This is a genomic window from Microcystis sp. M_QC_C_20170808_M3Col (assembly GCF_007095505.1).
In the GTDB taxonomy this organism is placed as follows: Bacteria; Cyanobacteriota; Cyanobacteriia; order Cyanobacteriales; family Microcystaceae; genus Microcystis.
The window spans coordinates 1-22,052 of the sequence record NZ_SFBY01000053.1; the positions used below are offsets into that span (position 1 = coordinate 1).

At 42.6% G+C, this 22,052-nt stretch carries 18 protein-coding genes and 1 pseudogene; 11 read left to right on the top strand and 8 right to left on the bottom strand.

Translation table 11 applies throughout. The annotated features are described in order from the left end of the window. A pseudogene (locus EWV84_RS02905) lies at positions 1-118 on the top strand (ISL3 family transposase); the annotation flags it as partial. Positions 119-330: 212 nt separating this feature from the next. Here EWV84_RS02905 and EWV84_RS02910 read toward each other — a convergent pair. The 5 genes from EWV84_RS02910 to EWV84_RS02930 all read right to left on the bottom strand — a co-directional run bounded on the left by EWV84_RS02910 (position 331) and on the right by EWV84_RS02930 (position 6,116). Next, on the bottom strand, positions 331-1,086 hold the full coding sequence (locus tag EWV84_RS02910) for an N-acetylmuramoyl-L-alanine amidase (RefSeq protein ID WP_287076333.1): 756 nt from the start codon (positions 1,084-1,086) through the stop codon (positions 331-333). Between the two features lie 189 nt (positions 1,087-1,275). After that, entirely contained in the window at positions 1,276-2,190 is a 915-nt protein-coding gene (locus EWV84_RS02915; protein ID WP_287076334.1) for a C1 family peptidase, read from the bottom strand. Positions 2,191-2,244: 54 nt separating this feature from the next. Further along, positions 2,245-2,691 (bottom strand): protease inhibitor I42 family protein, encoded by a 447-nt coding sequence (locus tag EWV84_RS22750; protein ID WP_287710573.1) that lies wholly within the window; start codon positions 2,689-2,691, stop codon positions 2,245-2,247. Between the two features lie 245 nt (positions 2,692-2,936). Beyond that, complete coding sequence (locus EWV84_RS02925; RefSeq protein ID WP_287076336.1) at positions 2,937-4,328, bottom strand: IctB family putative bicarbonate transporter; 1,392 nt, start codon at positions 4,326-4,328, stop codon at positions 2,937-2,939. Between the two features lie 144 nt (positions 4,329-4,472). After that, positions 4,473-6,116 carry an alpha-keto acid decarboxylase family protein gene (locus EWV84_RS02930; RefSeq protein ID WP_287076338.1) on the bottom strand — a complete coding sequence of 548 codons (1,644 nt, stop codon included), beginning with the start codon at positions 6,114-6,116 and terminating at the stop codon, positions 4,473-4,475. Between the two features lie 254 nt (positions 6,117-6,370). On the opposite strand from EWV84_RS02930, the gene dndD reads away from it, so the two are divergent. From dndD to dndE, 3 genes are read left to right on the top strand one after another with little or no spacing between them, the layout of a single operon-like run. Beyond that, on the top strand, positions 6,371-8,356 hold the full coding sequence (gene dndD / locus EWV84_RS02935; protein WP_287076341.1) for a DNA sulfur modification protein DndD: 1,986 nt from the start codon (positions 6,371-6,373) through the stop codon (positions 8,354-8,356). Between the two features lie 4 nt (positions 8,357-8,360). Then, positions 8,361-8,567 carry a hypothetical protein gene (locus EWV84_RS02940; protein ID WP_287076342.1) on the top strand — a complete coding sequence of 69 codons (207 nt, stop codon included), beginning with the start codon at positions 8,361-8,363 and terminating at the stop codon, positions 8,565-8,567. Between the two features lie 40 nt (positions 8,568-8,607). Then, positions 8,608-9,006, top strand: a complete 399-nt coding sequence (dndE, locus tag EWV84_RS02945) for a DNA sulfur modification protein DndE (RefSeq protein WP_286826875.1) — start codon at positions 8,608-8,610, stop codon at positions 9,004-9,006. A gap of 68 nt (positions 9,007-9,074) precedes the next feature. On the opposite strand, the gene EWV84_RS02950 is transcribed toward dndE, so the two are convergent. Continuing rightward, on the bottom strand, positions 9,075-10,589 hold the full coding sequence (locus EWV84_RS02950) for a SagB/ThcOx family dehydrogenase (protein ID WP_287076344.1): 1,515 nt from the start codon (positions 10,587-10,589) through the stop codon (positions 9,075-9,077). A gap of 125 nt (positions 10,590-10,714) precedes the next feature. On the opposite strand from EWV84_RS02950, the gene EWV84_RS02955 reads away from it, so the two are divergent. From EWV84_RS02955 to EWV84_RS02985, 7 genes are all read left to right on the top strand, one after another. Beyond that, entirely contained in the window at positions 10,715-11,998 is a 1,284-nt protein-coding gene (locus EWV84_RS02955) for a flotillin family protein (RefSeq protein WP_286826880.1), read from the top strand. A gap of 293 nt (positions 11,999-12,291) precedes the next feature. Beyond that, positions 12,292-12,669, top strand: a complete 378-nt coding sequence (locus tag EWV84_RS02960) for a phosphomannose isomerase type II C-terminal cupin domain (RefSeq protein ID WP_287076345.1) — start codon at positions 12,292-12,294, stop codon at positions 12,667-12,669. Positions 12,670-12,717: 48 nt separating this feature from the next. Continuing rightward, on the top strand, positions 12,718-13,269 hold the full coding sequence (cobU, locus tag EWV84_RS02965; protein ID WP_125730507.1) for a bifunctional adenosylcobinamide kinase/adenosylcobinamide-phosphate guanylyltransferase: 552 nt from the start codon (positions 12,718-12,720) through the stop codon (positions 13,267-13,269). A gap of 5 nt (positions 13,270-13,274) precedes the next feature. After that, complete coding sequence (locus tag EWV84_RS02970) at positions 13,275-14,093, top strand: class I SAM-dependent methyltransferase (protein ID WP_287076347.1); 819 nt, start codon at positions 13,275-13,277, stop codon at positions 14,091-14,093. A 9-nt stretch (positions 14,094-14,102) separates the two neighbouring features. After that, entirely contained in the window at positions 14,103-14,693 is a 591-nt protein-coding gene (gene leuD, locus EWV84_RS02975) for a 3-isopropylmalate dehydratase small subunit (protein ID WP_002740602.1), read from the top strand. Positions 14,694-14,793: 100 nt separating this feature from the next. Continuing rightward, positions 14,794-14,970 carry a hypothetical protein gene (locus tag EWV84_RS02980; RefSeq protein ID WP_199273191.1) on the top strand — a complete coding sequence of 59 codons (177 nt, stop codon included), beginning with the start codon at positions 14,794-14,796 and terminating at the stop codon, positions 14,968-14,970. A 148-nt stretch (positions 14,971-15,118) separates the two neighbouring features. Then, on the top strand, positions 15,119-17,185 hold the full coding sequence (locus EWV84_RS02985; RefSeq protein WP_287076350.1) for an AAA family ATPase: 2,067 nt from the start codon (positions 15,119-15,121) through the stop codon (positions 17,183-17,185). A gap of 3 nt (positions 17,186-17,188) precedes the next feature. Here EWV84_RS02985 and EWV84_RS02990 read toward each other — a convergent pair whose 3' ends face one another. Together EWV84_RS02990 and EWV84_RS02995 are read right to left on the bottom strand one after the other, a co-directional pair. Beyond that, entirely contained in the window at positions 17,189-19,426 is a 2,238-nt protein-coding gene (locus EWV84_RS02990; protein ID WP_287076352.1) for an FUSC family protein, read from the bottom strand. A gap of 215 nt (positions 19,427-19,641) precedes the next feature. Continuing rightward, positions 19,642-21,087 carry an Ig-like domain-containing domain gene (locus EWV84_RS02995; protein WP_287076354.1) on the bottom strand — a complete coding sequence of 482 codons (1,446 nt, stop codon included), beginning with the start codon at positions 21,085-21,087 and terminating at the stop codon, positions 19,642-19,644. Positions 21,088-22,052: the final 965 nt, after the last annotated feature.

The following is a 22,052-nucleotide window of genomic DNA, read 5'->3' on the forward strand; positions in this document are numbered from 1 at the left end:
CCTAAAGCTCGCTCTTTTAAATGAAACAATTGAATGTCCGAATTGCCATGAAACCTTGGACAGAATCAATCAGACAGAGTATAATCTAGTCAGAGATTTGTCAATATTAGGCAATCGAGAACGTAGGTTGGGTTGAAGCATGAAACCCAACGCCCGCTCATGTTACGCTACCGCTAACCCATCCTTTTTTCTCTTCATTATTATTCATAATTCATCCCCTCTATCTTACTACTTAATTTCAGAACACTTACGCCACCTTATAAGTTTGATGGCTCTCTTGAGTATTGCGGACAAAATGTTCTCCCATAATAAACAAGAGAGCCGCTTTGATTATGCAGGTTGCAGTTCAGCAATAACCGTTGACGCAATCGCATAAGCCGCTTCGGTAGATAGTTTTTCGGCTTCTGCTCGTGTATCAATGGCATCTAAAAAGTAACTCTCGCACAGAACACAAATCGGACAATTTGTCTCTTCAGACTCAGAGAGAACGGTTACACTATTTTCCATTACACCGAAATCCCTTTGTCCAATTGCATTAGCAACCGCAGTCGAAAGTTTTTTGGCAAAAGCGATCGATTTTGGTTTAGCTTTGGTTGGGTGAACCATTACACAAGTGTAGTGAGGTTTTCTGTCCGTAGCATTGTGATGCAAACTGAGAAATATTGAATGATCTGCGGCTTTTTGTCCGATCAGATCCCGCGGATCGCTTGGTGGATCGAAAATCTCGGCTGAAATGTTTGCTTTATCTAGTTCCGCTTTCACGATCTTGGCTTGCAAAAGATTCATCTCATATTCAGGAGTCCCATCTTTTGCATCAGTACCTGAATGGATGGGGGAATGACCAGGATCGATTAAAACAGAAGCTAGACGAATAGAAGGATGATTCATAATTTGATTCCAAGTCCGTTCATCTACTATCCCTGTTACTTCAGATTCTCCTAAATGATCCCGTTGGAAATTTTCAACAGCCTGTTTGGTTTTGGTTCCAAAAATCTTGTCAACCCGACCACAGTTAAAGCCAATTTCATTAAGTTTGGCTTGTAATTGTCCAACTTGTAACCCTTGACTGCCTACTTGTAATAACATAAACTTGTCTCCTCCAATCTCTCGTAAAAGTTTTTATTTTTTGTGCTTCTGGATAGCATCGATTCATGATGTAAGTCTGCATACCCTAAAAAATTAAACAAACGGTGAGTTTTCACAGCGTCCCCCCTATTCTGAAAAAACTCACCAGAAGCCTTTATCTCGCCCCTCACACCTGATCGAATCGGTCTCCTATCCGAACTGTCCCGTATCGACCCATTCACTCTTGATTAGCGACCACCAATCAGTTGCCAGACCATCGAGGACGTACTTGTAGGGCAGCCAGCCGTAGCCGGCGCTTCCCCATCCTGTCCCCCAAGAGTTGCGAATCAGCAAGGCACCGGTGGTTTCAATGCCACCAGGGTTGGTGTTCTTGATCTTAAGGTTGTCGTCGTAACCAACTGCGTCAATGGCGTGACCGCCTTCAACCCGTTCGCCGCGAGTTGGATAGGGGATCTTACCGCCATTGGTGTTGGCCTGACTGATAGAACTGTAAACAGTAAAGCCAAACATTGAGGGCAGCCCATTTGCCAAGTAGGTTTTAATCTGAGTTAATAGGTTGCTCGGTGTCGTTCCTGGGGGGTCGAGGCGATAGTAAGAGATCGCTTGGAAGCTCTGGGCAAAGGCGTAGCAGAATGCTGGTGGCTCCTTGTCATAATCAGCGATATTGTAGGGATAGTATTCTTCTGGTGGTACGCCAAACAAGGTGAGGGCGTACATTGTTGAGCGTAAGAAGGCTCCCTTATCTCCCGTCCATTTGAGCAAGTTGCGCGTCACTTTGTAAAGAAAGAGGCGCGAGGCATCGAGGTGTTTGCCAAAAGCCCGCCGCTCAAAATACTCCACCAGTCCGACCCCGGCGTGGGCCGTACAAGAACCGATAGTTTTTTGATCTTCGATTGGGGAACACCACGCCCTCAAGTCCACGCTGGCCGGCAGCGCTGCTGGGGCAGATGTCGTTGCTCCCACTTTGGCCAGCATTTGCTTGACAGATGGCTGTCCCAAAGCTTGCAGTTTGGACGGTACGCGTTCAGATTGGAAAGTGACATCACGAATATCGGGATAGTCAGGCAACCATCCCATTGCAGGAATTACAAATGTTTCACTCATTTTTCCTTTCCTCCTAAGTTGTTACTCACTAGCCCCCAGCTGTCTGAGAAGCCTTTACTCTCGGACTTGGAGCGTGACGGTAAATCGTTCGACAATTGACGGCTCTCCCTGCCACTCTCGCCAGAGCTTAAGCTTTAGTTGGCCTATCCCAGCCTGTTGCGCTTTAAAGGTCAGGACTCTCTGACCGCCCCCGCCGACTCTCGACTCTATGGCAGGGATATAGTCAGAGGCCTGCAGCTTCACTAAATCGCTCCCGCCACCATCGACCGCCCACTGAAAGCCAGTAGTGGGATTCTCGTCGAGGGACAGTAGCAGTAGGTCATTGACCTGCATGGTGATGGATTTGCCGTTGTCAGTGCGAGTAAGGGTTAGCATTGTATATTGGCCGCTCCCTCCTTTCGGTTTCCACTCTGTCGCCCCACAGCCCTGGGAAAAGACTGGGGAAAGCACGAGGATTAGAGTTATGACAATCGCGACGGCCCACCTAAGAGAACGATCCATTATTTTCCTCCCTCGTCTCTATAACGGCCACGGGATTCACTCTCGTTATTGCAGTTGGAAAATCGCGCCAAGCGCAGAAGAAACTGGGAAACGATCTAATTTAATTATCTCTTGCTTTGTCCACCGAGAGATGGTAGGATGGGGGTTTTGTAATTTTTCTTGATAATCGCCCTCGCCTACACGCGCCTCAAATCCCCTTGACTAGCAACCCTATCAGTAATTTGAAACAACGCTTCAACGCCCTCCTAGAGGAGAGAATTGCCACGATTCAACCCCCTATCGGAGGAATAACAACGACTAGCAATTAAACCCAAAACTAACCACCAGAGGGTACTAACTTGGGGACGATACCAAACCGTATCAAAAAAACCGTGGGCAAGAATTCCGGCCATAGCGGCAATTGCCCCAATTAACCAAAAGCCTTGACTATCCATTTTGTCCCGTAAAAGTTTAATTTGATGGATGCCTTGGCCGATAGTTGTGACTAATAACCAGAGGAAACAGGTAAAACCAATGATTCCCGTTTCTACCATGATTTCTAATAGCACAGAATAGGCACTTAAAGCCGTGTATTTTGGCTTCATGAATAGGGGGTAAATTTTCTTAAAAGCATCATTACCCGGTCCGATGCCCAAAAGCGGATAAGTTTGAATCATGCGAATAACTGCATCCCAAACATTAATCCGAAAGTTATTACTACTATCTTCCCGGCCCGCGAAAATACTCATCACCCGAATTCGCAGCGGCTCCACCAATAAAATCGCCCCTAAAATCACCACGGCTAAACCACCTAAAACTAAGGGTAAAAGCCAGGTTTGCCAAAATAACGGTAGATAATTTTTGAACCAATAAAATAATAGCAATAAGAAGACAATTCCTAAGACCATCAAACCAATCCAACCGCCACGACTCTCGGTAAAAAATAAACAAGCACCATTGGCTAAAGTTAATAAAGCCGCTAAAATTTTCGGTAGCCATCCTTGCCATACAAACAAGGCTGCACTGCTAAAAGCAATACCGGGTAATAAATAACTAGCTAATAAATTAGGATTACCGAGATAACTATAAACCCTAGTATCCCCCGCTAATTCGGAAGTGGGATCGTTCCAAGTTGCTAACTGTTCCGCACCAAAAATTTGCTGACGAATGCCGTAAACGCTGACTGCTAAGGCGGTTAAAACTAAAGTAGTCAGAATCCAATTTGTCAGGCGTGGTGAGCGCATGATTCGGGCAGTAAAGGCAAAAAAGATGAGATTGAGAGTTAATTTAATTAATCCTTCCAAAGCTGCCATTTTAACGGGAGAAAAAGCCGTAGAAACCGTGGCAATTCCCCAATATAAAAGCACTAAAATGTGAATCGGTGTCACCCCGATTTTGCCTTCATCCACAAGGGTTAAGAGTAGCCAATAACCCGCTATTGCTAACAGCAAAAAACCGATTTGACTGGTGGATAAAAATGGTGCGGTGGCGATAAGGAGAGAGATTAACAGCGCACCCATCAGTTCTGTCCACTGCACAAACCGGCTACCCTGTCGCCATTGACTAAAAAGGCCGACTAAACGATGCAGATAGCTATATTTTGACCAAGAAGCGGGCGAAAAGTTCAATAGGGTGATTTGTTTCCATAAAGTATTCATAGGGTTTTTAGTTGCGGTTGTCACCATCACACTTTGATTAAGATACCGATTGTATCTTAATTGTTGACTCTTGGGGGCCAAAAGAGTTTCAGTCTGGTGTCTGAGGATAGCTTCACACAGTCAAAACCTAATAGCATAACCAGTCTAAGCATGGGGTGAACGTAAAGCTTGACCTAAACGAGTTAAGCCTTGGGAACAGTCAAAACGATCGAGATGTACTTCAATAAATGATAGGCGATCGATGTTACCCTGGGCAATTGATAAAGCCTTTTCTAATTCCCCTTCTGTCCTGACTTGACAACTCCAACTTTCCCCGTTAAATACTGCTGGTAATTGGTGATATTTCCACGGTTGTAGATCATTATAAATATTATCCTGAATTACCCGCTCGATCGTGTAACCATCGTTATTAATTAAAAAGATAATTGCATTGAGATGGTGACGGATAATTGTCGAAAGTTCTTGGGCGGTCATTTGAAAAGCACCATCACCCACAAAGACGATAGGACGAGTATTGGGTGCGGCAAAAGCTACTCCTAAACAGGCGGGAATTGAATAACCGATAGAGAGATAAAATGCTTGACCAATAAAGTCGGTTTTTTGGGGCATTAATAAATCAATTGTGGCAATAATTGCGTCCCCTGTATCGGAAATAACAAAAGATTCTTGAGCAATAAAATGATTCATTCGCTCATAAAAACGAGCATTAGTTAATTTTTGCTCTGGCACGGGTATGAATTCTAAATCTTTCAATTCGGCCGCGGGTTTAATCTCTAGTGTAGCCGCTTCTTTGTGACTTAGCTTATCAATTAAACCATCGATAAAATTTCCTAGAAATACTGGTTGATAAAAGTGATGTTTAATTTTTACTTTCTCCGAATTGGCATTAATCAAATTATTGGGATTTAAATTAGCCGTAAATCCGCCTAAATTCATATCGGACATGATCGCCCCTAAACAGAGGACACAATCGGCATTTTCCACCCGCTGCTGAACATATTCGCGACTTAATGCCCCCACATAAGTGCCGATAAATTGCGGCTGCATTTCCGAAATTGACGACTTACCTAAAATAGTGGTGGCTAAGGGATAACCCGTTACTTCTAAAAGTTTCAGCAACTTATCTTGGAGTTTAAACCGATGGAATTCTACCCCCGCTAAAATAATTGGTTTTTCCGCTTTTTCTAATAATAAAACCGCTTCTTCAATGGCTTCTTCTAAAGCGGCGGCATCCGTGAGATTATCGGTTAAATAAATTGGCTTTTCTGAGGGGATACAGGGACGATAGACCAGATCCCGGGGAATTTCGATATACACGGGACGTTTGTGATGCAAACAAGCTGCTAAAGTTTGATCGATTTGACTGGCTGCTTGGGTAGAATTAGTTAGAATAACCGAGGCAACCGTGACTTTTTCCATGATCGAAAATTGCAGATTATAATCGCCCGTGGTGTGGTGTAATAATAAATTATCCCGGCGAATCGAGCGATCAGAAGCACCACTAATTACCACCAGGGGAACTCTTTCAGCGTAAGCACCGACCACAGCATTAACGAGGCTAAATCCCCCGACTCCGTAGGTGACACAGACAGCGCCCATACCTTTGACTCGCGCGTAGGCATCGGCGGCATAACCTGCGTTAAGCTCATTACAGGTGCAAACTAATTCGATCGGACTTTCCACCAAAACATCCATCAAATCGAGGACATAATCCCCCGGCACCCCGAAAACATGATTAACCCCTAAACTATGGAGACACTGGCATAAATATTCGCCGATTGTGATCATAGCAATTTTCTCCCCTGTGTTGGCACTTTCACGCCGATCATAACGATTTTTTCAAAAAATAGGCTCATGCCCAGTAATAAACTGGAAAGTAAAAATCAGGAAACCTTGATTATATCTAGGCGATGGTGATCAATGCTATAGTATAAAGTCTGGGGTTTTTTCTTGGGTGTAAAAAAATATCTGCGGCACTTTTTCAGGTATAATTTTTATAGAAGATTCCCTAAGACTTTGGACTTAACTAAGGCTGACTGTTAATGATTTTTACTGAATTGGTTTTGCAAAATTTTGGACCCTACGCCGGTCGTCAAGTGATTAATTTACGTCCTGAAAAAGATAATAGTCCCTGTCCGATTATCCTTTTGGGAGGCATGAATGGCGGCGGTAAAACTACTTTAATGGATGCGATTCGTTTGGCTTTGTACGGTGCGCGGGCAAAGTGTTCTACTCGCAATAATTTAAGTTATGCCGAGTTTCTCAGTCAAGCAGTTAATAATCAAGCTTCCCTCATCGATCAAGCTAGAATTGAACTGGCTTTTGAACATCTAGTTAATGAACAATGGCGACAATATCGTATCGTTAGATACTGGACAAAACAGCCCAAAGATGGTAGAGATACCCTCGGTATTTTAGATGAAGATTGGCCCGATCCCGCCCTAGCTAACACTTGGGATGAATATATTGAAACTTTATTACCTTTGGGTATTTCTAACCTCTTTTTATTTGATGGGGAACAGGTAAAAGAATTGGCAGAACAGGATGTACCTCCTGACAGCGTTAAGGATTCGATGCAGACTTTATTAGGGTTAGAATTAGCGGAAAGATTAGCAGTTGATCTTGATATTTTAGCTGGTCGCAAGCGCCGGTTATTAGCAGCAGAAAATGAACTGGCAACTATTGAAGCTATTGAGAAAAAATTAGCTCAGTACCAAGAAGATTTGGAATTGGCTAAACAAGAGATGGAAACTCAACAAAAAAATTTAGATGTGGTTAGAAATGATTTTGATGCAGTGTCGGATAAATTTCGCATTGATGGCGGAAAAATTGCCGCCGAAAGAAGTCAATTAGAGAGCCGAAAAAAGGATTTAGATAAAAAGTTAGAGAAACAGAGAGAATATTTAGGTCAATTGGCAGGGGAATTTTTACCCTTAAAGTTAATTTTTCCTCTCCTAGAAGCGGCTAAAATTCAGGGAGAAAAAGAGCTAAAATTTCAATCGTCTCAAGTCGCTCAATCGGTTTTAGAATCCAGAGATAAAAAGTTACTTGCTTATTTAGAACAACTGAATTTAACTTTAGAACAATTAGAGAATATTAGAGAATTTTTACAGCAAGAAAATCAGTTTTTAGCTGAGGATAGCGATTCTTTGATTACTCCTTACTTAGATTTAGACGAGGAGGCGATCGAGTTATTAAATCGAGTCTTAACCCATCAACTACCGGCACAAATTAACCTCGCTCATCAAGCAATGTCACAATTAAGAAATCTGGAAGCTGACTTAGATAATTTAGAGCGAGAATTAGCAGTAGCAGCCTCTCCCGAAGAATACGAAACCCTGAGTAATAACTTAAAAACCGCTCAGAAAAAGTATCTAAATGCTCAAGCAGAATACGAGCAAAGCCACAAAAATTATGAGGAAATCAAAAAGAAAATTGAGAAAACTAAAAAAGAATTATTTGCCTATAGTGAGAAAGCTTTAGAATCGCAAAGTAACGAACATATCGTCAATGCTATTGTCAAAGCACAGCAAACTTTAAAAGTGTTTAAAGAACGCTTAACTTTAAAAAAATTAAATAGATTGGAGGGAGAAGTGGCGGAATGTTTTCGTTATTTATTGCATAAGTCCGATCTGGTGCAGAAAATAGCGATCGATGCTGATACTTTTGGTCTATCTCTCTTTGGTCCCGATGGACAAAATGTGCCTAAACACCGTCTTTCTGCCGGAGAAAAACAACTATTAGCGATCGCTTTTTTGTGGGGATTAGCGCGAGTCTCCGGACGAGATTTACCCATCGCTATCGATACACCCCTCGGACGTTTAGATTCTTCCCATCGCCATAATTTAGTTGAACGTTATTTTCCCGCCGCTTCCTCTCAAGTCATCCTCCTTTCTACCGATACAGAAATTGGACAAAATGAGCTACAATTATTAGAAGAACAGCAAGTAATCGCCAGAAAATACCTGCTAGAATACAATTCCCAACAACGTCAAACTACTATTCACCCCGATCGCTACTTTTGGTAAGATTATGACTGAGATAAATTGCCAAAAAATCCTCGCCCAATTAATTCAACACCAATCAACCAGTCACCCCTACGAGAACTTAAAAAATAGTTTAGCGGCAGCCAATGGGTTTGATACAGACTTGAATCAGTTATCAGTTGACTGTTTACCGATCACTGAAAAAAACTCCCCACTTTCCACTATCCTATTAAACAGAATTGAGAATAACTAACTATTTTCTCATCGTTCAGAGCGAGGTAAAATTATAGATTATGGAATCACCGATCGAACGTTTTCGACTATCTCAAACCGCCAAAGATAGCCTAATAAAATTAAAACGCTACACCAAAATTGACCAATGGAATATCCTCTGTCGTTGGGCTTTTTGTCGTTCCCTTGCCGAACCGAGTCTCCCCTCTCCCGTTCCCATTCCTGCCGATAGCAATGTAGAATTATCCTGGAAAGTATTCGGGGGAGAAATGGCCGATATTTTCTTAATTGCCCTCAAACAACGTTGTCATCAAGACGGATTAGCAACCGATAAAGAAACTCTAACTCAACAATTTCGCTTACATTTACATCGCGGGATCGGTTATCTTGCTGGGGATACAAAGCTAAAAAAAATCGATAATTTAATCGAATTAGAGAGGGAAAATCTCAGAGAATCTTAATCAAGAACACTCTATCTTCCCCTCTGTGTTCTTTGTGCCTTTGTGGTTTATCCTTAATCAAACTCACCTTAAAAAACCTTCGGTCGGCCTAAAGTAGTGATATAGATAACTGCTTCATCCCAGGGAATTCCTAACACCTCATTAACTTGATCATCAAAAAAACCACCGATACCACTAACCCCTAACCCCAGATGAATAGCGGCTAAATTTAATCTCTGTCCCAAATGACCCGCATCTGCATGAAGATAACGATAAACTCGATCGCCATATTTAGCCACTGCTTTTGACAGATCCGCCGTATGAAAAACCACAGCAGCCGCATCCCGTCCCAAATCCTGACCTAAACAGAGATAATGTAACTCTTGCCGGAAATTTTTAAAGCGAATTTGCCGCAATTCTTGGGCTTTGGGAGCATAATAATAACAGCCTTCCTCTAATCCGGTTACTGCCGAAACAGCGATAAAAGTTTCCAATAAATCCAGAGCAAAATAATCGGGATTGGTATCGAGATTTTGGCCGGCATAATCTTGGGGTTGATAGGTGAAATGCAGCAAGGCTCGCAATTCGTCTAAACTGAGACTAGCGCCACTATAAGCGCGGGTAGATCTGCGTTTAAGAATCGTACTTTCGAGATCGATTAAATCTTCCCCCCAATTGACGGGACGGGATGTCACGGAAACTTTTAGACAAAAAGGAAAATTATATTTATCTTCCCAATTAGAGGGGGTAACAGTTGCTTCTATCTTCTCATCTGTAGCTATGATAGTGGCTCGGTGTAGGGAGTTTAATAATTCTCCCTCGGTAATTTCGGGATAAAGAGTCGTGGTTGCCGAAGGGAGTGCTGTGGTACTATGGGGGAGATTTTGCTGGATATTGAGCAGATCTGCCAAAGGAATCACTGTCATGACACTTTCTTTCTCGGAATCGAGATAAAGCAATTCATTCATCTGGCTATCGTTAAAACCACCGATTAAATGGGCGCGATAGTCATTAATCGAGGCTGATAGCTCAATATTGCCCAATAAATGCCCTGTATCGAGGAAAATACGTCGATAAGCTCGATCTTCGTAGCGCCAAGCAGACCGATAAAAAATGGCACTGGTAACTACAGCGATATCGGTATTTTCTAAAACAGGATTCCAGAAACAAGCACATTGTAGGTTCGTCCAGACATCACTTTCCCAGAATAAAAGCAGCGAGTGACTTTGACCTTGATAACTGTAGAGACCGGCGGGTAAAAATTCCGTGCCACGGGAGATCAGATAGACCTCGGCGGGGTATAATCCACCAGCAGAGGGTGCGGAACGTAGGTACAAGGGACTCCCCATAGTGGCAATTTTGGCAGTTAACCCATAGCTAAAGCCCAAAATTCGCGATATACGTCGCCAAAAGTCTCCTTTTTGGGGAACCGTTTGACGGGAGAGGTAGGGTTTGAGATCGAAAGTCTGACCGATTTTGTATTCTTTGAAGGGATAGGGTTGTTGACTCCAATCAAGACCTTTACTTTTTGAGGCGATCGTCTGGGGGTCGTATTTGGTACGCTCGTGGTAGTATTCGGCGATCGAGATTGGCTGATCTGGCATGATAAAGATAGGCTGTCTAAGCTTTACTTTTTAGTGTAATATCGATACCCCCCAAAAAATCAACCAGCCAGAGAGTCGATCGGCTAAAAGTAAAGATAATTACAAATTTCACCTACATAAAATCTATGGAAATTATCGCTGTTTTACTGGGAGTTTTCGGTTTAGGGACAGGTGCGGGTTTATTGGTCATCCGTAACTATTACCATATCTGTCAACCGAGCGAAGTCTTAATTTTTGCCGGCAGTCGTCGTCCCACGGCCACGGGCAAAACCATCGGTTATCGTTTGGTAAAAGGGGGCAGCAGCATTCGTTTACCTATGCTAGAACAAGTGTATCGGATGGACCTGACCAACATGATCATCGATCTCAGGGTGGTTAATGCCTATTCTAAGGGCGGTGTGCCGTTGATCGTCACCGGGGTGGCGAATATTAAAATTGCCGGGGAGGAACCGATTATTCATAATGCGATCGAGCGTTTATTGGGCAAGAAACGCAAGGAAATCGAACAATTGGCTAAAGAAACCCTTGAGGGGAATTTGCGCGGTGTCCTGGCCAATTTAACCCCAGAACAAGCGAACTCCGATCAGATCGCTTTTGCCAAAAGTCTCTTGGAAGAAGCGGAACAGGATCTGGAAAAATTGGGTTTAGTTTTGGATAGTTTGCAGATACAGAATATCTCTGATGAGGTGCGTTATCTCGATTCGATCGGACGGAAGCAAAAAGCCGAATTACAAAGAGATGCCCGGATAGCAGAAGCAAAAGCCCGAAAAACATCGATTATCAAGGATTCCGAGAATCTACGCCTCACCGCTTTGCGTCGTATCCAAAAAGATTTAGAAATAGCCAAAGCTGACGCAGAAAAACGGGTGCGCGACACTCAAACTAAGCGCGGCGCCATGATTGCCGAGGTAGAATCGGTGGTTATGTCCGATTTAGCTAAAGTACAGGCCGAAGTGGCGGTACAAAACGCCCGCATTAAGCAGGTGAAACAGCAATTACAAGCGGATGTGATCGCACCTGCCGAGGCCGAATGTCAACAAGCGATCGCAAAAGCCCGGGGGGAAGCGGCCAAAATTATCGAACAGGGGAAAGCGCAAGCGGAAGGAACCAAAAAATTAGCGGCTTCTTGGCAAGGAGCGGGAAATAACGCTAAAAACATCTTTTTATACCAAAAATTGGAGTTATTGCTGAAATTAATGGTCGCTAGTGTCCCAGAAGTGCAGGTGCAAACGGTGACGGTAGTGGACGGGGGTGATGGTAATCTTGTCCCGAAAATGACTGCTTTTGCCGAACAATTGCGTCAAGCTACCGGAGTGGATCTGGTACAAATGGCTAATCGCATAGCACAAACCGAGCCATCTGTCAAGGGTAAAGACACAAATTTTGATTTTAAACAATTGCCCTCTTGAATCAGTGATCAGGAGACAGGAGACCGGAGACTGGAGACAGGAGACCGGATTCAGGAGACAGGAATAGATTATTTTATTTATTCTCCCCATCTCCCCATCTCCCCACACCCCACACCCCATCTCCCCATCTCCCCATCTCCCCATCTCCCCATCTCCCCATCTCCCCATCTCCCCATCTCCCCATCTCCCCATCTCCCCACACCCCACACCCCATCTCCCCACACCCCTTTAGCGGATAGCTGCAAACCAGAGATTGTCCACTAGAATGTTAATCAAGTTTGGAGACCACCGCCATGGATGACTTAATTAATGCTCCCTCCCCTTTTCCCCAAGACATAGAAATGACGCGGACTCCCCCCTGGGGGACGGTGACGGTATTGGAGGAAGGTCCCCGGTATCGCATCAATCGCATTGTCATTAAACCCGGCCATCACATGAGTACCCAAATGCACTACCATCGCAGTGAACACTGGATTGTCGTCTCCGGTACAGCGCGGGTAATCTGTGATGAAAAAGAAACTCTCCTCAAACAAAAAGAATCTACCTATGTTCCCATGAATACCCGTCATCGGGTGGAAAACCCCGGTTCTATTCCTCTGGTGATGATCGAGGTGCAAAATGGCGAATATTTAGGCGATGATGATATTCACCGTTTTGATGATCGAGAATAGGACAGTTTTCTCCTGTACATACTTTAGTTATTTGCCAAAATCTCGATCGTGGATGAAAAAATTATCCTGGTGACAGGGGCTGCCCGTTCTGGAAAAAGTGAATGGGCCGAATATTTAGCCAAAATCAGTCAAAAACCCGTTATTTATATCGCCACCTCCTCGGTGGATGAAAAAGATCAAGAATGGTGCGATCGCATTGAAAGACACCGGCAGCGACGTTCCCCCCAATGGCAAACCCAAGAAATTCCCCGACAATTAAGCGAAACTATTGATAATAGCCCATTTTCTCACTGTTTGTTAATTGATTCCCTCGGTACTTGGGTAGCCAATTGTTTAGAAATGTCGGCAGCCGAATGGTTAGAAATCAGCGATCGATTCTTGTATTCCCTCAAAAATGCGGCGGTTGATGTTATTCTGGTAGCGGAAGAAACTGGTTGGGGTGTGGTTCCCGCTTATCCCCTCGGTCGTCTGTTTCGCGATCGTTTAGGCGATCTCTGTCGTAGAATTGGCACAATAGCAGACGCAGTTTATCTAGTTACCGGCGGCCATGCTCTTAATTTAAGTCAATTGGGTCAATCTTTGTCGATAATTGGGCAGTAGAGAAGATGAGCAACGATTATCAGCGTCAAGTGATTGATTTTTATGCCCGTCGTCACGATTACGATAACCATTTTACCCAAGCTCGCGCCCTTAAATTAGTAAATTATCTCTATTTACAAAAAAGCCAATCTGTGCTAGACGTGGCAACGGGAACGGGTTTTATTGCGGTCGCAATTGCTCCAAAAGTAAAAAGTGTCATCGGGATCGATTTCACACCAGCAATGATTGCCAGAGCCGAAAAAAAGCTAGAAGAATTAAATATCGAGAATATTGACCTAATTAACGCCGATATAGCTGCCATTGACTTTGCCGAGTCTAGTTTCGATCTGATCACCTGTTCTCTGGCAATCGCACTTTTCCCCGATATCCCGCAAGTGCTGGCAAAATGGTATCAATGGTTAAAAAAAGGCGGTTCGGTCGCTTTTTCCTGTAATAATTTAGAATCCCACTTCCTACCCTTGATCAGTGGTGTTTGTCGCGAAACCTATGGTTTTGAGTTGCCTAATCTGCATACTCCCATCGCCACCCCAGAAAAATGCCATCAATTGCTGGAAAATGCGGGATTTACCAATATATCGGTCAATGTCGAGCAACTAGGTCGATATTTGCCCCTAGAAACCGCCAAAAACTTCTGGTATGGGCAGTATTTTCATCCTCAGGATAACCCTCTCGATCTCGCGTTGCGAGCGCGTTGCGACCGCCTATCGGCTGCCGAAATTGCGACTTTAGTGAACAATTATCGCCGAGAAATCGAGAAAAATGCCACCGATCAGGGAGTATGGCAAGATGCAACCACCTTTTTTATCACTGCTAGTAAAAGTTAGAAAAAGATCATGAGTCAAGTTAAAACCATCTCTGGACGAGCTTTACCCTTGCGAGGCAACGATATTGACACCGATCGCATTATTCCGGCTCGTTTTTTGCGTTGTATCACCTTTGAAGGTTTAGGAGAACAAGTGTTCGCCGATGATCGAGCCGCTTTACAGGGGAGTCATCCTTTCGATCTACCCCAGTACCAAGGAGCGAAAATTCTGGTAGTCAATGGTAATTTCGGTTGTGGATCTTCTCGGGAACACGCACCCCAAGCAATTTTACGTTGGGGAATTCAAGCAATTATCGGGGAAAGTTTCGCCGAAATATTTTTTGGTAATTGTATCGCTAATGGGGTTCCCTGTGTCACTGCTGAGGCAAAAACCATCACCCATTTACAGGATTTAATTGCAGCTAATCCCGAAATTCCCGTCGATCTTTCCTTGACAACTATGACGGTGGAATGGGGGGATTTTGTCGCTACCGTGTCTATGAATGAAGGTTCCCGACAGATGTTAATAGAAGGAGGTTGGGATACCTGCGGACAGCTGTTACAAAATCTCGATCTGATTCAATCTACCGCGCAAAAGTTACCCTATTTAAGTTTCGTTTAGAGAAACAATCTAGGGTGAGGGTGCGTTAGTAATAGATTAACGTACCCTAGCAGGGATTTTGGTTGAATGCAGCGGCTGTAAATATTAAAAAATCTGTCCTATGACTAATCCTGATCATAATCTCCAAAATATCCAAGAACCGATTTTAAACGCTCCCGAAGATGTGCGAAAAATCATCGATAGAGTTTTAAAATTGGAAAGAGATAAGTTATACCAGCGCAATCCTCGCAATATCAATGATGATGTTTTAACGATTATTAAAGAAGTAATTCAATGATTAGCTATCAGTTATCAGGAGTCAGGAGATAGGGTGATAGGGTTTTGGGGTGATAGGGTGATAGGGATTTAGGGGTTTAGGGAAATTTCATCCAAATGCTCCACTTCCCACTTCCCCATCCCCCCACTTCCCCCCCCTGTCTCTAAATATGAAACTACTATCAATAAAGTTATGTAATTTTCGACAATTTTATGGTAAGACTCCTGAGATACATTTAGCAGCAAGTTCTCGCAATACAACGGTAATTTATGGCAATAATGGGGCAGGAAAAACAACCATTTTAAATGCTTGTACTTGGGTGCTTTATGAAAAATTTACGGCAGCTTTTGCCGAACCAGAGTTATTAGTTAATAAACGGGCAATTACAGAAGTCAGCACGGGAACCTCCATAGAATGTTCAGCAGAAGTGAACTTTGAACATGAAAATAAACGCTATCAGGTAAAACGAAAATTTTTCGCCTACCAAGATGTAAATAGTAAAATTCAATACGGTCAAAATAGTTTATATATGCTCTACGCTGGTGATGATGGCAATTGGTACGCACCCCATCAACCCCCGGAGGATATTATTAATCAAATTTTACCCGAAAGTTTACACCGTTATTTCTTTTTTGATGGGGAATATATCGATCATCAATTTCGCAGTAGTAGCCAAGGTAAAATCGCAGAAGATACAAAGGAATTATTGGGAGTTAAAGTATTAGATCGAGCGATCGAGCATTTAAAAAAAGCTAGAAAATCTTTACAAGATGAACTTAAAGATTTAGGTGAATCGGATTTAAAAAAGTTATTAAAACAGGAAAGTAAAATTGAGCAGGATTTAGAAAAGTTAACCCAGCGTCAGCAGGATATTATTACCCAGTTATCCCAGCAGGAAGAATTTAAAAAAGCCTTGACTAATCGCTTATTAGAGTTAAGTGGTGCCGAGGAATTAAAACAGTTAAAAGAAAAATTAGAACAACAGGAAAGAAATCTGCGGCAAGATTTAGTCAGAACTAAGGATAAGTTAAAGAAATTAATTTCCCAGCAAGCTTATCAAGTCTTTTTAAAAGAAATTAATCAAAATTTTCAGCAATTAATCGATCGCCTACGACAACAAGGGGAATTACCCAGTGGTATCAAACAGCAATTTGTCCAACAATTATTAGAGGGAAAAAAATGTATTTGTGGCCAGGAATTACAGGAGAATAGTCAAGCTTATTTACAGGTACAAGACTGGATGAATAAAGCAGGAATGGCCGATGTGGAAGAAGCGGCCATTCGCTTATCTTCCACAGTCAAAGAAATGGATAAACGGAGCTTAGATTTTTGGCAAGAAGTGGATAATTATCAAGCTAATATTCACCAGTGGCGCTTAGAATTATCTTTGGTAGAATCAGAATTAGATGAAGTTCGGGATAAATTTCGCCATTATCCCGATGAAGATATTAAAAATCTGCAATCTCGCTTAGATGCGATCGAGGATTCCCTAAAAGATTTACGCTTGGAACAGGGCAGCAATAAAAATCAACTAGATATCTATGAAAAAGAGTTAGAATCCCTGCAAAAACAAGTACAAAAACAGCAACAAAAAGAGGCAAAATCTAATTTAGGACAACGACGTATTTTAGCGACTCAAGAGGCAATTAATCGCATTAGTGAGGTAAGACGGAGATTAGAAAATCAGTTTCGTTTGTCCTTAGAAAAACGGGTACAGGAAATCTTTAACTCAATTTCTTTTACTCCCTATATTCCTCGTATTAGTCCCGATTACGAGGTAAGATTATTAGAAAATACCACAGGATTCGCCATTCCCGTGGCAGCTTCCACTGGAGAAAATCAGATTCTCAGTTTATCTTTTATCGGGGGAATTATCGATCGAGTGCGAGAAGGTCGTCAGAAAAATACTTTGATGGGAATTGATAGCAGCACTTTTCCTCTGGTGATGGATTCCCCTTTTGGTAGTCTCGATCATATCTATCGTCGGCAAGTTGCGATCGCTATTCCTAAATTAGCCAATCAGTTAATTGTTTTAGTGACAAAAACTCAATGGAGAGGAGAAGTAGAAACCGAGATTTCTCCCTATATTGGTAAAGAATATGTGTTAGTTTATAATTCTCCGAAAGCGGATTGTCAAGAGGATTTAATTAATCTTCATGGTGTTGATTATTCTCTGGTGAAACGCAGTCCTAATAATTTTGAATATACGGAAATTATCGAAGTTAATCGATTCTAAATTTTAACTTCTAATAAAACGATCGATTGCTGTGTTCATTACCCCAACACGACTGGATAATTCCACAAGTTCCGTGGTGACAATATTATAATCCCCTAAATATTTCTGGAGATTAGTTCCCTCTTGTTGATGAGCAATTTCTACCAACCTTTCCTCTCGCAATTCTTGCAAATGATCGAGGATTTCTTCTAAAGCATCTTCGAGGGGAGGTAAGGGAAGAGGAGGATTATTTGTTTGCAAAGCTTGGGTTAATTGCGTCAAAGCTTGGGTTATTTGTTGCGTGAACAGACTCAGATTAGGATGGGGAGGACTACCGCGATATTGTTCCAATTCCGTCAATAAAACTGTCACCCCGCGACCAAAACGGGGAATATAATTACTTAAAGTGATTGCTGGTTCCATTTGTGCAAAGGGTGTGCTAGGATCATCAATTAATCTTTGTAGGGCCGTTTGCATAGTTGCATTTGCTCGTCGAGCTTTATCGCGATAGGAAGATAAACTTGCAGTTTGATAGGATGATTCTCCTAAATAAACTGCCATAACTGACTGAAAATATATTTGATTAGCTTCTAATGCTTTAATGGCAGCGAGGGAAAAAAGTTCATCTTCATTAAACCGTAAAAAACCGAAGGAAAGTGCAAAAGCTAAAGCACTACCGATTAAAGTGTAAACTATTCTGATATACTCTAAATTAATCCCATCATTGCTGACATCGAGACGACTGATGATTAAAGCAAAAATTGTGATAAAAAATACGGCTAAACTATAGTGAAATCGCACCAAAGCTAAAGCGATCGCTATAGAAATCACCCCAATAATTTCTAACCAGATCGAATTATCTATAATTTGCAACAATGCCAAAACAAAAACCGAGCCTAAAATCGTACCAAACACCCGATTAAAAAAGCGTTGAAACGTCAAGCTAAAATCTGGTTTTAACACAATAACTAAGGTTAAACCAATCCAAAAACTATGGGTAATTCCTAGCTTATTGTAAATCAATACTCCTAGCGCACTTCCCAAACCCAAGCGTAAACCGTGACGAAATAGGGGCGATTCTAGATTAAAATTAGATTTTAATGGTTGCCACCAAGCTTTTTCTTGACCGTACTCTTTTTCTATCCCTTCAAAGTTCCGCTGCCAAGTATTTTTTTTATCTGAAAAGTCCTCGCTTTGCCGCAAATGTTGCGCTGTTTCACTGGCTATTTTTAGCTGTTTAGATAATTTTTTTAAACGATTATTTAATTGCGAAATTGCCACATAACTGCTATAATCATCCTGAGCATTTTCTAAAACTTTAGCTTGCAGATTTTTTTGTTGCTCGATCGCCTTGAGTAATAACTGCAAGCGCTCACAATCCGGTTGTTTATTTTTACCCAAAATTAACCCGGCAATATCTTCGCTAATTTCCGCCACTTGCACGAGAATATCTTCTAATAAAATACCCACCGTGGTCAGTTGTGGCAAGGGATAAAGATGAAGCAATTCTCGCAGTGCAATTAAGCTGGTATTAATGCGATCGCTATCTTCAATCAAGACGATTAACAATTCCCGCAGCTCACTTTTTCCCCAACGTCCCCGACGCGTCAAGGTGACAGTTTTCCTAGAACGGAGCAACAGTTGCCGGATTTTGTTAAAATATGGCTCCTCATTAGCATTAGAACGAGAGTGTAAGGGCAAAGAGCGGAGATAAGTGGCGATACCCTGAAAATTTTCCGCCGTTACCTGACGTAAAGGCTGATTAGGGCGAAAAGGCCAGATAAACAGGGCTAAAAAAATTGTCCATCCCCCTCCCAACACAGCGATTCCGGCCCGTTGTAAAGCGACGATAATATCTCCCGATGGCAAAGAAACAGCAAAAAGCAGCAATAAACTGATTACTAACCCAGCTAAAGCCCCATTTTCCCCGTAAACCGTCAAATAACCCGCTAGAAACAACCCGCAAAAAACTATCACTACGGTCAATCCTAACCAAGCACTGGCTAATGTGCCGATAATCAAAGCTAGAGCCATCCCAATAGTCGTAGCGACTAGGGTTTTCGCTCTCAGGCAGTAAAGCCCCCCCACATCGGCTAAAATCAAGGTTTGAGCCGCTAAACCCACCATTAACCCCAATTTCGACTGCTCTAAAATCTCACCGATCATAACTGGGACTGCGATCGCTAATAAAGTCCTAATCCCCCGCTCGATCTCGATATCGCCACTAGGACGCAATAAAAAACCAAATCGCTGAAGTAGCATATAGCAGTTATCTTAATGGTGAGGTACACAGTTTTCGTTTTCGGGAGTCAGTATTCTCCGAGTCACCTGATTAGGTAACGATTTCTCCCCTGACTCCTGACTTGAAAGAGGGTGTAGGGTGTGGGGTGTGGGGTGTAGGGAAGGAAACCTCTTTCATCTGTGGGGGTGAAAATTTTTTCATCGGGACTGACTCCTAACTCCTCAATTCTGCTCTATTAGGGCAGCCAACGGGGTTTAAAACCGGCGTTGAGTTCTTGAGGTAAAATTTTCGGGATGCTATTGGGACTGAATTGATCGGGGAGTGGTAATAACCAGAGACGACCATCGGCAATGCTCGACCCCTCCCCGGTGACTAAATCATTTCTGACTCCAAAGGGTGTGGTTGCTAACTGATCAAATAATAAGGCCACGCCATCGGGAGACATACTCATATGCACGTCACGATAATTAGGTAAAGCCAGCAGTGGCATCATTTTACCCGTTTTTAGCTCAATAATCCCTAAAAATGGTTCTTCTTTCACTTTGCCATCGCTGCCCATGACCAGATCGCTTTTCAGACAGTAAAGGGTTTTTTCTTGTCGCGGTTCAAATTCACAGCTAATAATCGGATTAACTGTTCTTAATAGTAGTCTTGACTCTCCCTGATCGTTGAGCAGAAATAGCGATCGCTGATTATCCGGTTCTGATTTCACCATTAATTTTTGGCGACCATCCCGGGAAAAAGCGAGGATTTTCTCGTAGGTAGGCAAAAATTGCGGTTTTCCCGCTTGGACATCCAAAGGAATCACCGCTACCCCTCCCGTTTGACTGACAACCGCTTTTTTACCGTCGGGAGATAGTAAAAAATTATCCCCTTGCATTCCTAACGGTCGCGATTGTCCATCATCGCTGATTACCCATAAACTGGCATCCCCCGGATTCCCATGATTAATTCTCTGCACGATTAGGGTTTTGCCGTTATCTGAGAGATTAAAGCGAAGATTTTGATAGGTTTTCGCATCTAAAAACCTTTCTATACGACCACTGGGCAAATTTTGACCATGTTCGTCATGATTTAACCCCGTGGTAATCGTGTAAAGTTGCTGTTTTGGGGTGTCTCGTCCTAAGTCAGAGCGATCGAAGGCCGAGAATAAAATTCTCTCCCCCCTCGGATAGATTTGAAAATCCGTGACCACCAGATCCCCAGGGGTAAGGATGGTTTTTTTCAGTTCTGTGACGTTATTTGCCCCCTGAATGATATTACAGACGATTAAACGACCTCTTTCCTCTTGGTTGACTCCAATATAGGCAAAAGCTCGATCGTGGCTGTAAAATTCTCCGATAAAATCCTCACCTTGGGCAATAGGTAACTTTACTTGATATTTTTTGCCGTAGATGGGCAATTCCGTCAAGGTATAGGTCAAGCGATCGCCAGCCCAACTAATTTTACCCGGCAAGGGAGGATCGATCACCAAGCTGGTTTCTATGTCGGAACGGTCAATCGGTCGATTAAAACTTAAAGTAAAATAATTGTCCCTAACGCCGATTTTTCGCCCTTGCCAGCTAAAATTCTCCCCTCGGGTAGGAACTTGATTTCCCTGTATCAAAATCGACGATATTGCGGCAATTAAAGCCAAAATAGTCCCTAACACTAAGCGATCAAACCAAGCTAATCTTTTCATACAGTTATCAGTTATCAGTTATCAGTAGTCGGTCGTCGGTCGCCAGGAGATTGCTTTTATTTATTCTCCCATCTCCCTCTCTCCCTTCTCCCCCCTCCCTTCTCCCTTCTCCCCCCTCTACAATAATTACTCGCAACCAGAAATACCTTGGTTTATTATCATACTTTGTGCTTTTTGTCAAAAAAACTTTTTTTTTGCAATAAAACTACATAAAAAAAAGATCGTCATTGCTGGTGAAATTGACTGATTTACCCGTTTTAATTAGGATCACCTTCTAGGTGTGGCAAGGGTTTCAACTGTTGCTGCCCAAAAAAGCACAAAATACCCGACTATGAAATTATGTCAAATCGCTGTAACCATTGCAACATCGTTGTTAAATAAAAATCTTTCTCAATTAATTCTTAAGAATTTGTAAATATTGCGGAATGTTAATTTAAATATTCTCAAGGTTTTGGAGTTAATAAATAACTTTTGCTTATCTTTGTCGAACATTGGGTTAGAAGTTCAGGAGACAGTATTCAGGAGATTATTTTTATTTATTCTTCCCACCCCCCTACACCCCACACCCTACACCCCACACCCCACACCCTACACCCCACACCCTACACCCCACTTTCTTATCAGCTTTAGTAATGATTCTCATCGGTTTTTTCAATCGAATAAATAAAAACGCCCCCAAAAAGGAAGCGTTTTTTAACTTATCATGAGGACTTAGCAAAATGTGTGCAGAGTTAGAATGCGGATGTTGGATGGGGATCCAGCATCTGTTTATTTTTAACCACCGATCGCCGGTCCAGTCAAGGCCATGGGGATAGCATCACCGGAAGCTAAATCGAGGGGGAAGTTTTGACATCCTCACCGCCGTAAAACGGACGGTGATTCCCAAACCTCACGATTTAGGTTTCTGCTTCTTTCCCTTGCGGGGTTTCGCACCGGCCTTAACAGATTTACTCTGTTCTGGTCTT

Coding starts and splice junctions, on each gene's coding strand:
- EWV84_RS02910 (WP_287076333.1), bottom strand. CDS start 1,086: ATGTTATTACAAGTAGGCAGTCAAGGGTTACAAGTTGGACAATTACAA.
- EWV84_RS02915 (WP_287076334.1), bottom strand. CDS start 2,190: ATGAGTGAAACATTTGTAATTCCTGCAATGGGATGGTTGCCTGACTAT.
- EWV84_RS22750 (WP_287710573.1), bottom strand. CDS start 2,691: ATGGATCGTTCTCTTAGGTGGGCCGTCGCGATTGTCATAACTCTAATC.
- EWV84_RS02925 (WP_287076336.1), bottom strand. CDS start 4,328: ATGAATACTTTATGGAAACAAATCACCCTATTGAACTTTTCGCCCGCT.
- EWV84_RS02930 (WP_287076338.1), bottom strand. CDS start 6,116: ATGATCACAATCGGCGAATATTTATGCCAGTGTCTCCATAGTTTAGGG.
- dndD (WP_287076341.1), top strand. CDS start 6,371: ATGATTTTTACTGAATTGGTTTTGCAAAATTTTGGACCCTACGCCGGT.
- EWV84_RS02940 (WP_287076342.1), top strand. CDS start 8,361: ATGACTGAGATAAATTGCCAAAAAATCCTCGCCCAATTAATTCAACAC.
- dndE (WP_286826875.1), top strand. CDS start 8,608: ATGGAATCACCGATCGAACGTTTTCGACTATCTCAAACCGCCAAAGAT.
- EWV84_RS02950 (WP_287076344.1), bottom strand. CDS start 10,589: ATGCCAGATCAGCCAATCTCGATCGCCGAATACTACCACGAGCGTACC.
- EWV84_RS02955 (WP_286826880.1), top strand. CDS start 10,715: ATGGAAATTATCGCTGTTTTACTGGGAGTTTTCGGTTTAGGGACAGGT.
- EWV84_RS02960 (WP_287076345.1), top strand. CDS start 12,292: ATGGATGACTTAATTAATGCTCCCTCCCCTTTTCCCCAAGACATAGAA.
- EWV84_RS02970 (WP_287076347.1), top strand. CDS start 13,275: ATGAGCAACGATTATCAGCGTCAAGTGATTGATTTTTATGCCCGTCGT.
- leuD (WP_002740602.1), top strand. CDS start 14,103: ATGAGTCAAGTTAAAACCATCTCTGGACGAGCTTTACCCTTGCGAGGC.
- EWV84_RS02980 (WP_199273191.1), top strand. CDS start 14,794: ATGACTAATCCTGATCATAATCTCCAAAATATCCAAGAACCGATTTTA.
- EWV84_RS02985 (WP_287076350.1), top strand. CDS start 15,119: ATGAAACTACTATCAATAAAGTTATGTAATTTTCGACAATTTTATGGT.
- EWV84_RS02990 (WP_287076352.1), bottom strand. CDS start 19,426: ATGCTACTTCAGCGATTTGGTTTTTTATTGCGTCCTAGTGGCGATATC.
- EWV84_RS02995 (WP_287076354.1), bottom strand. CDS start 21,087: ATGAAAAGATTAGCTTGGTTTGATCGCTTAGTGTTAGGGACTATTTTG.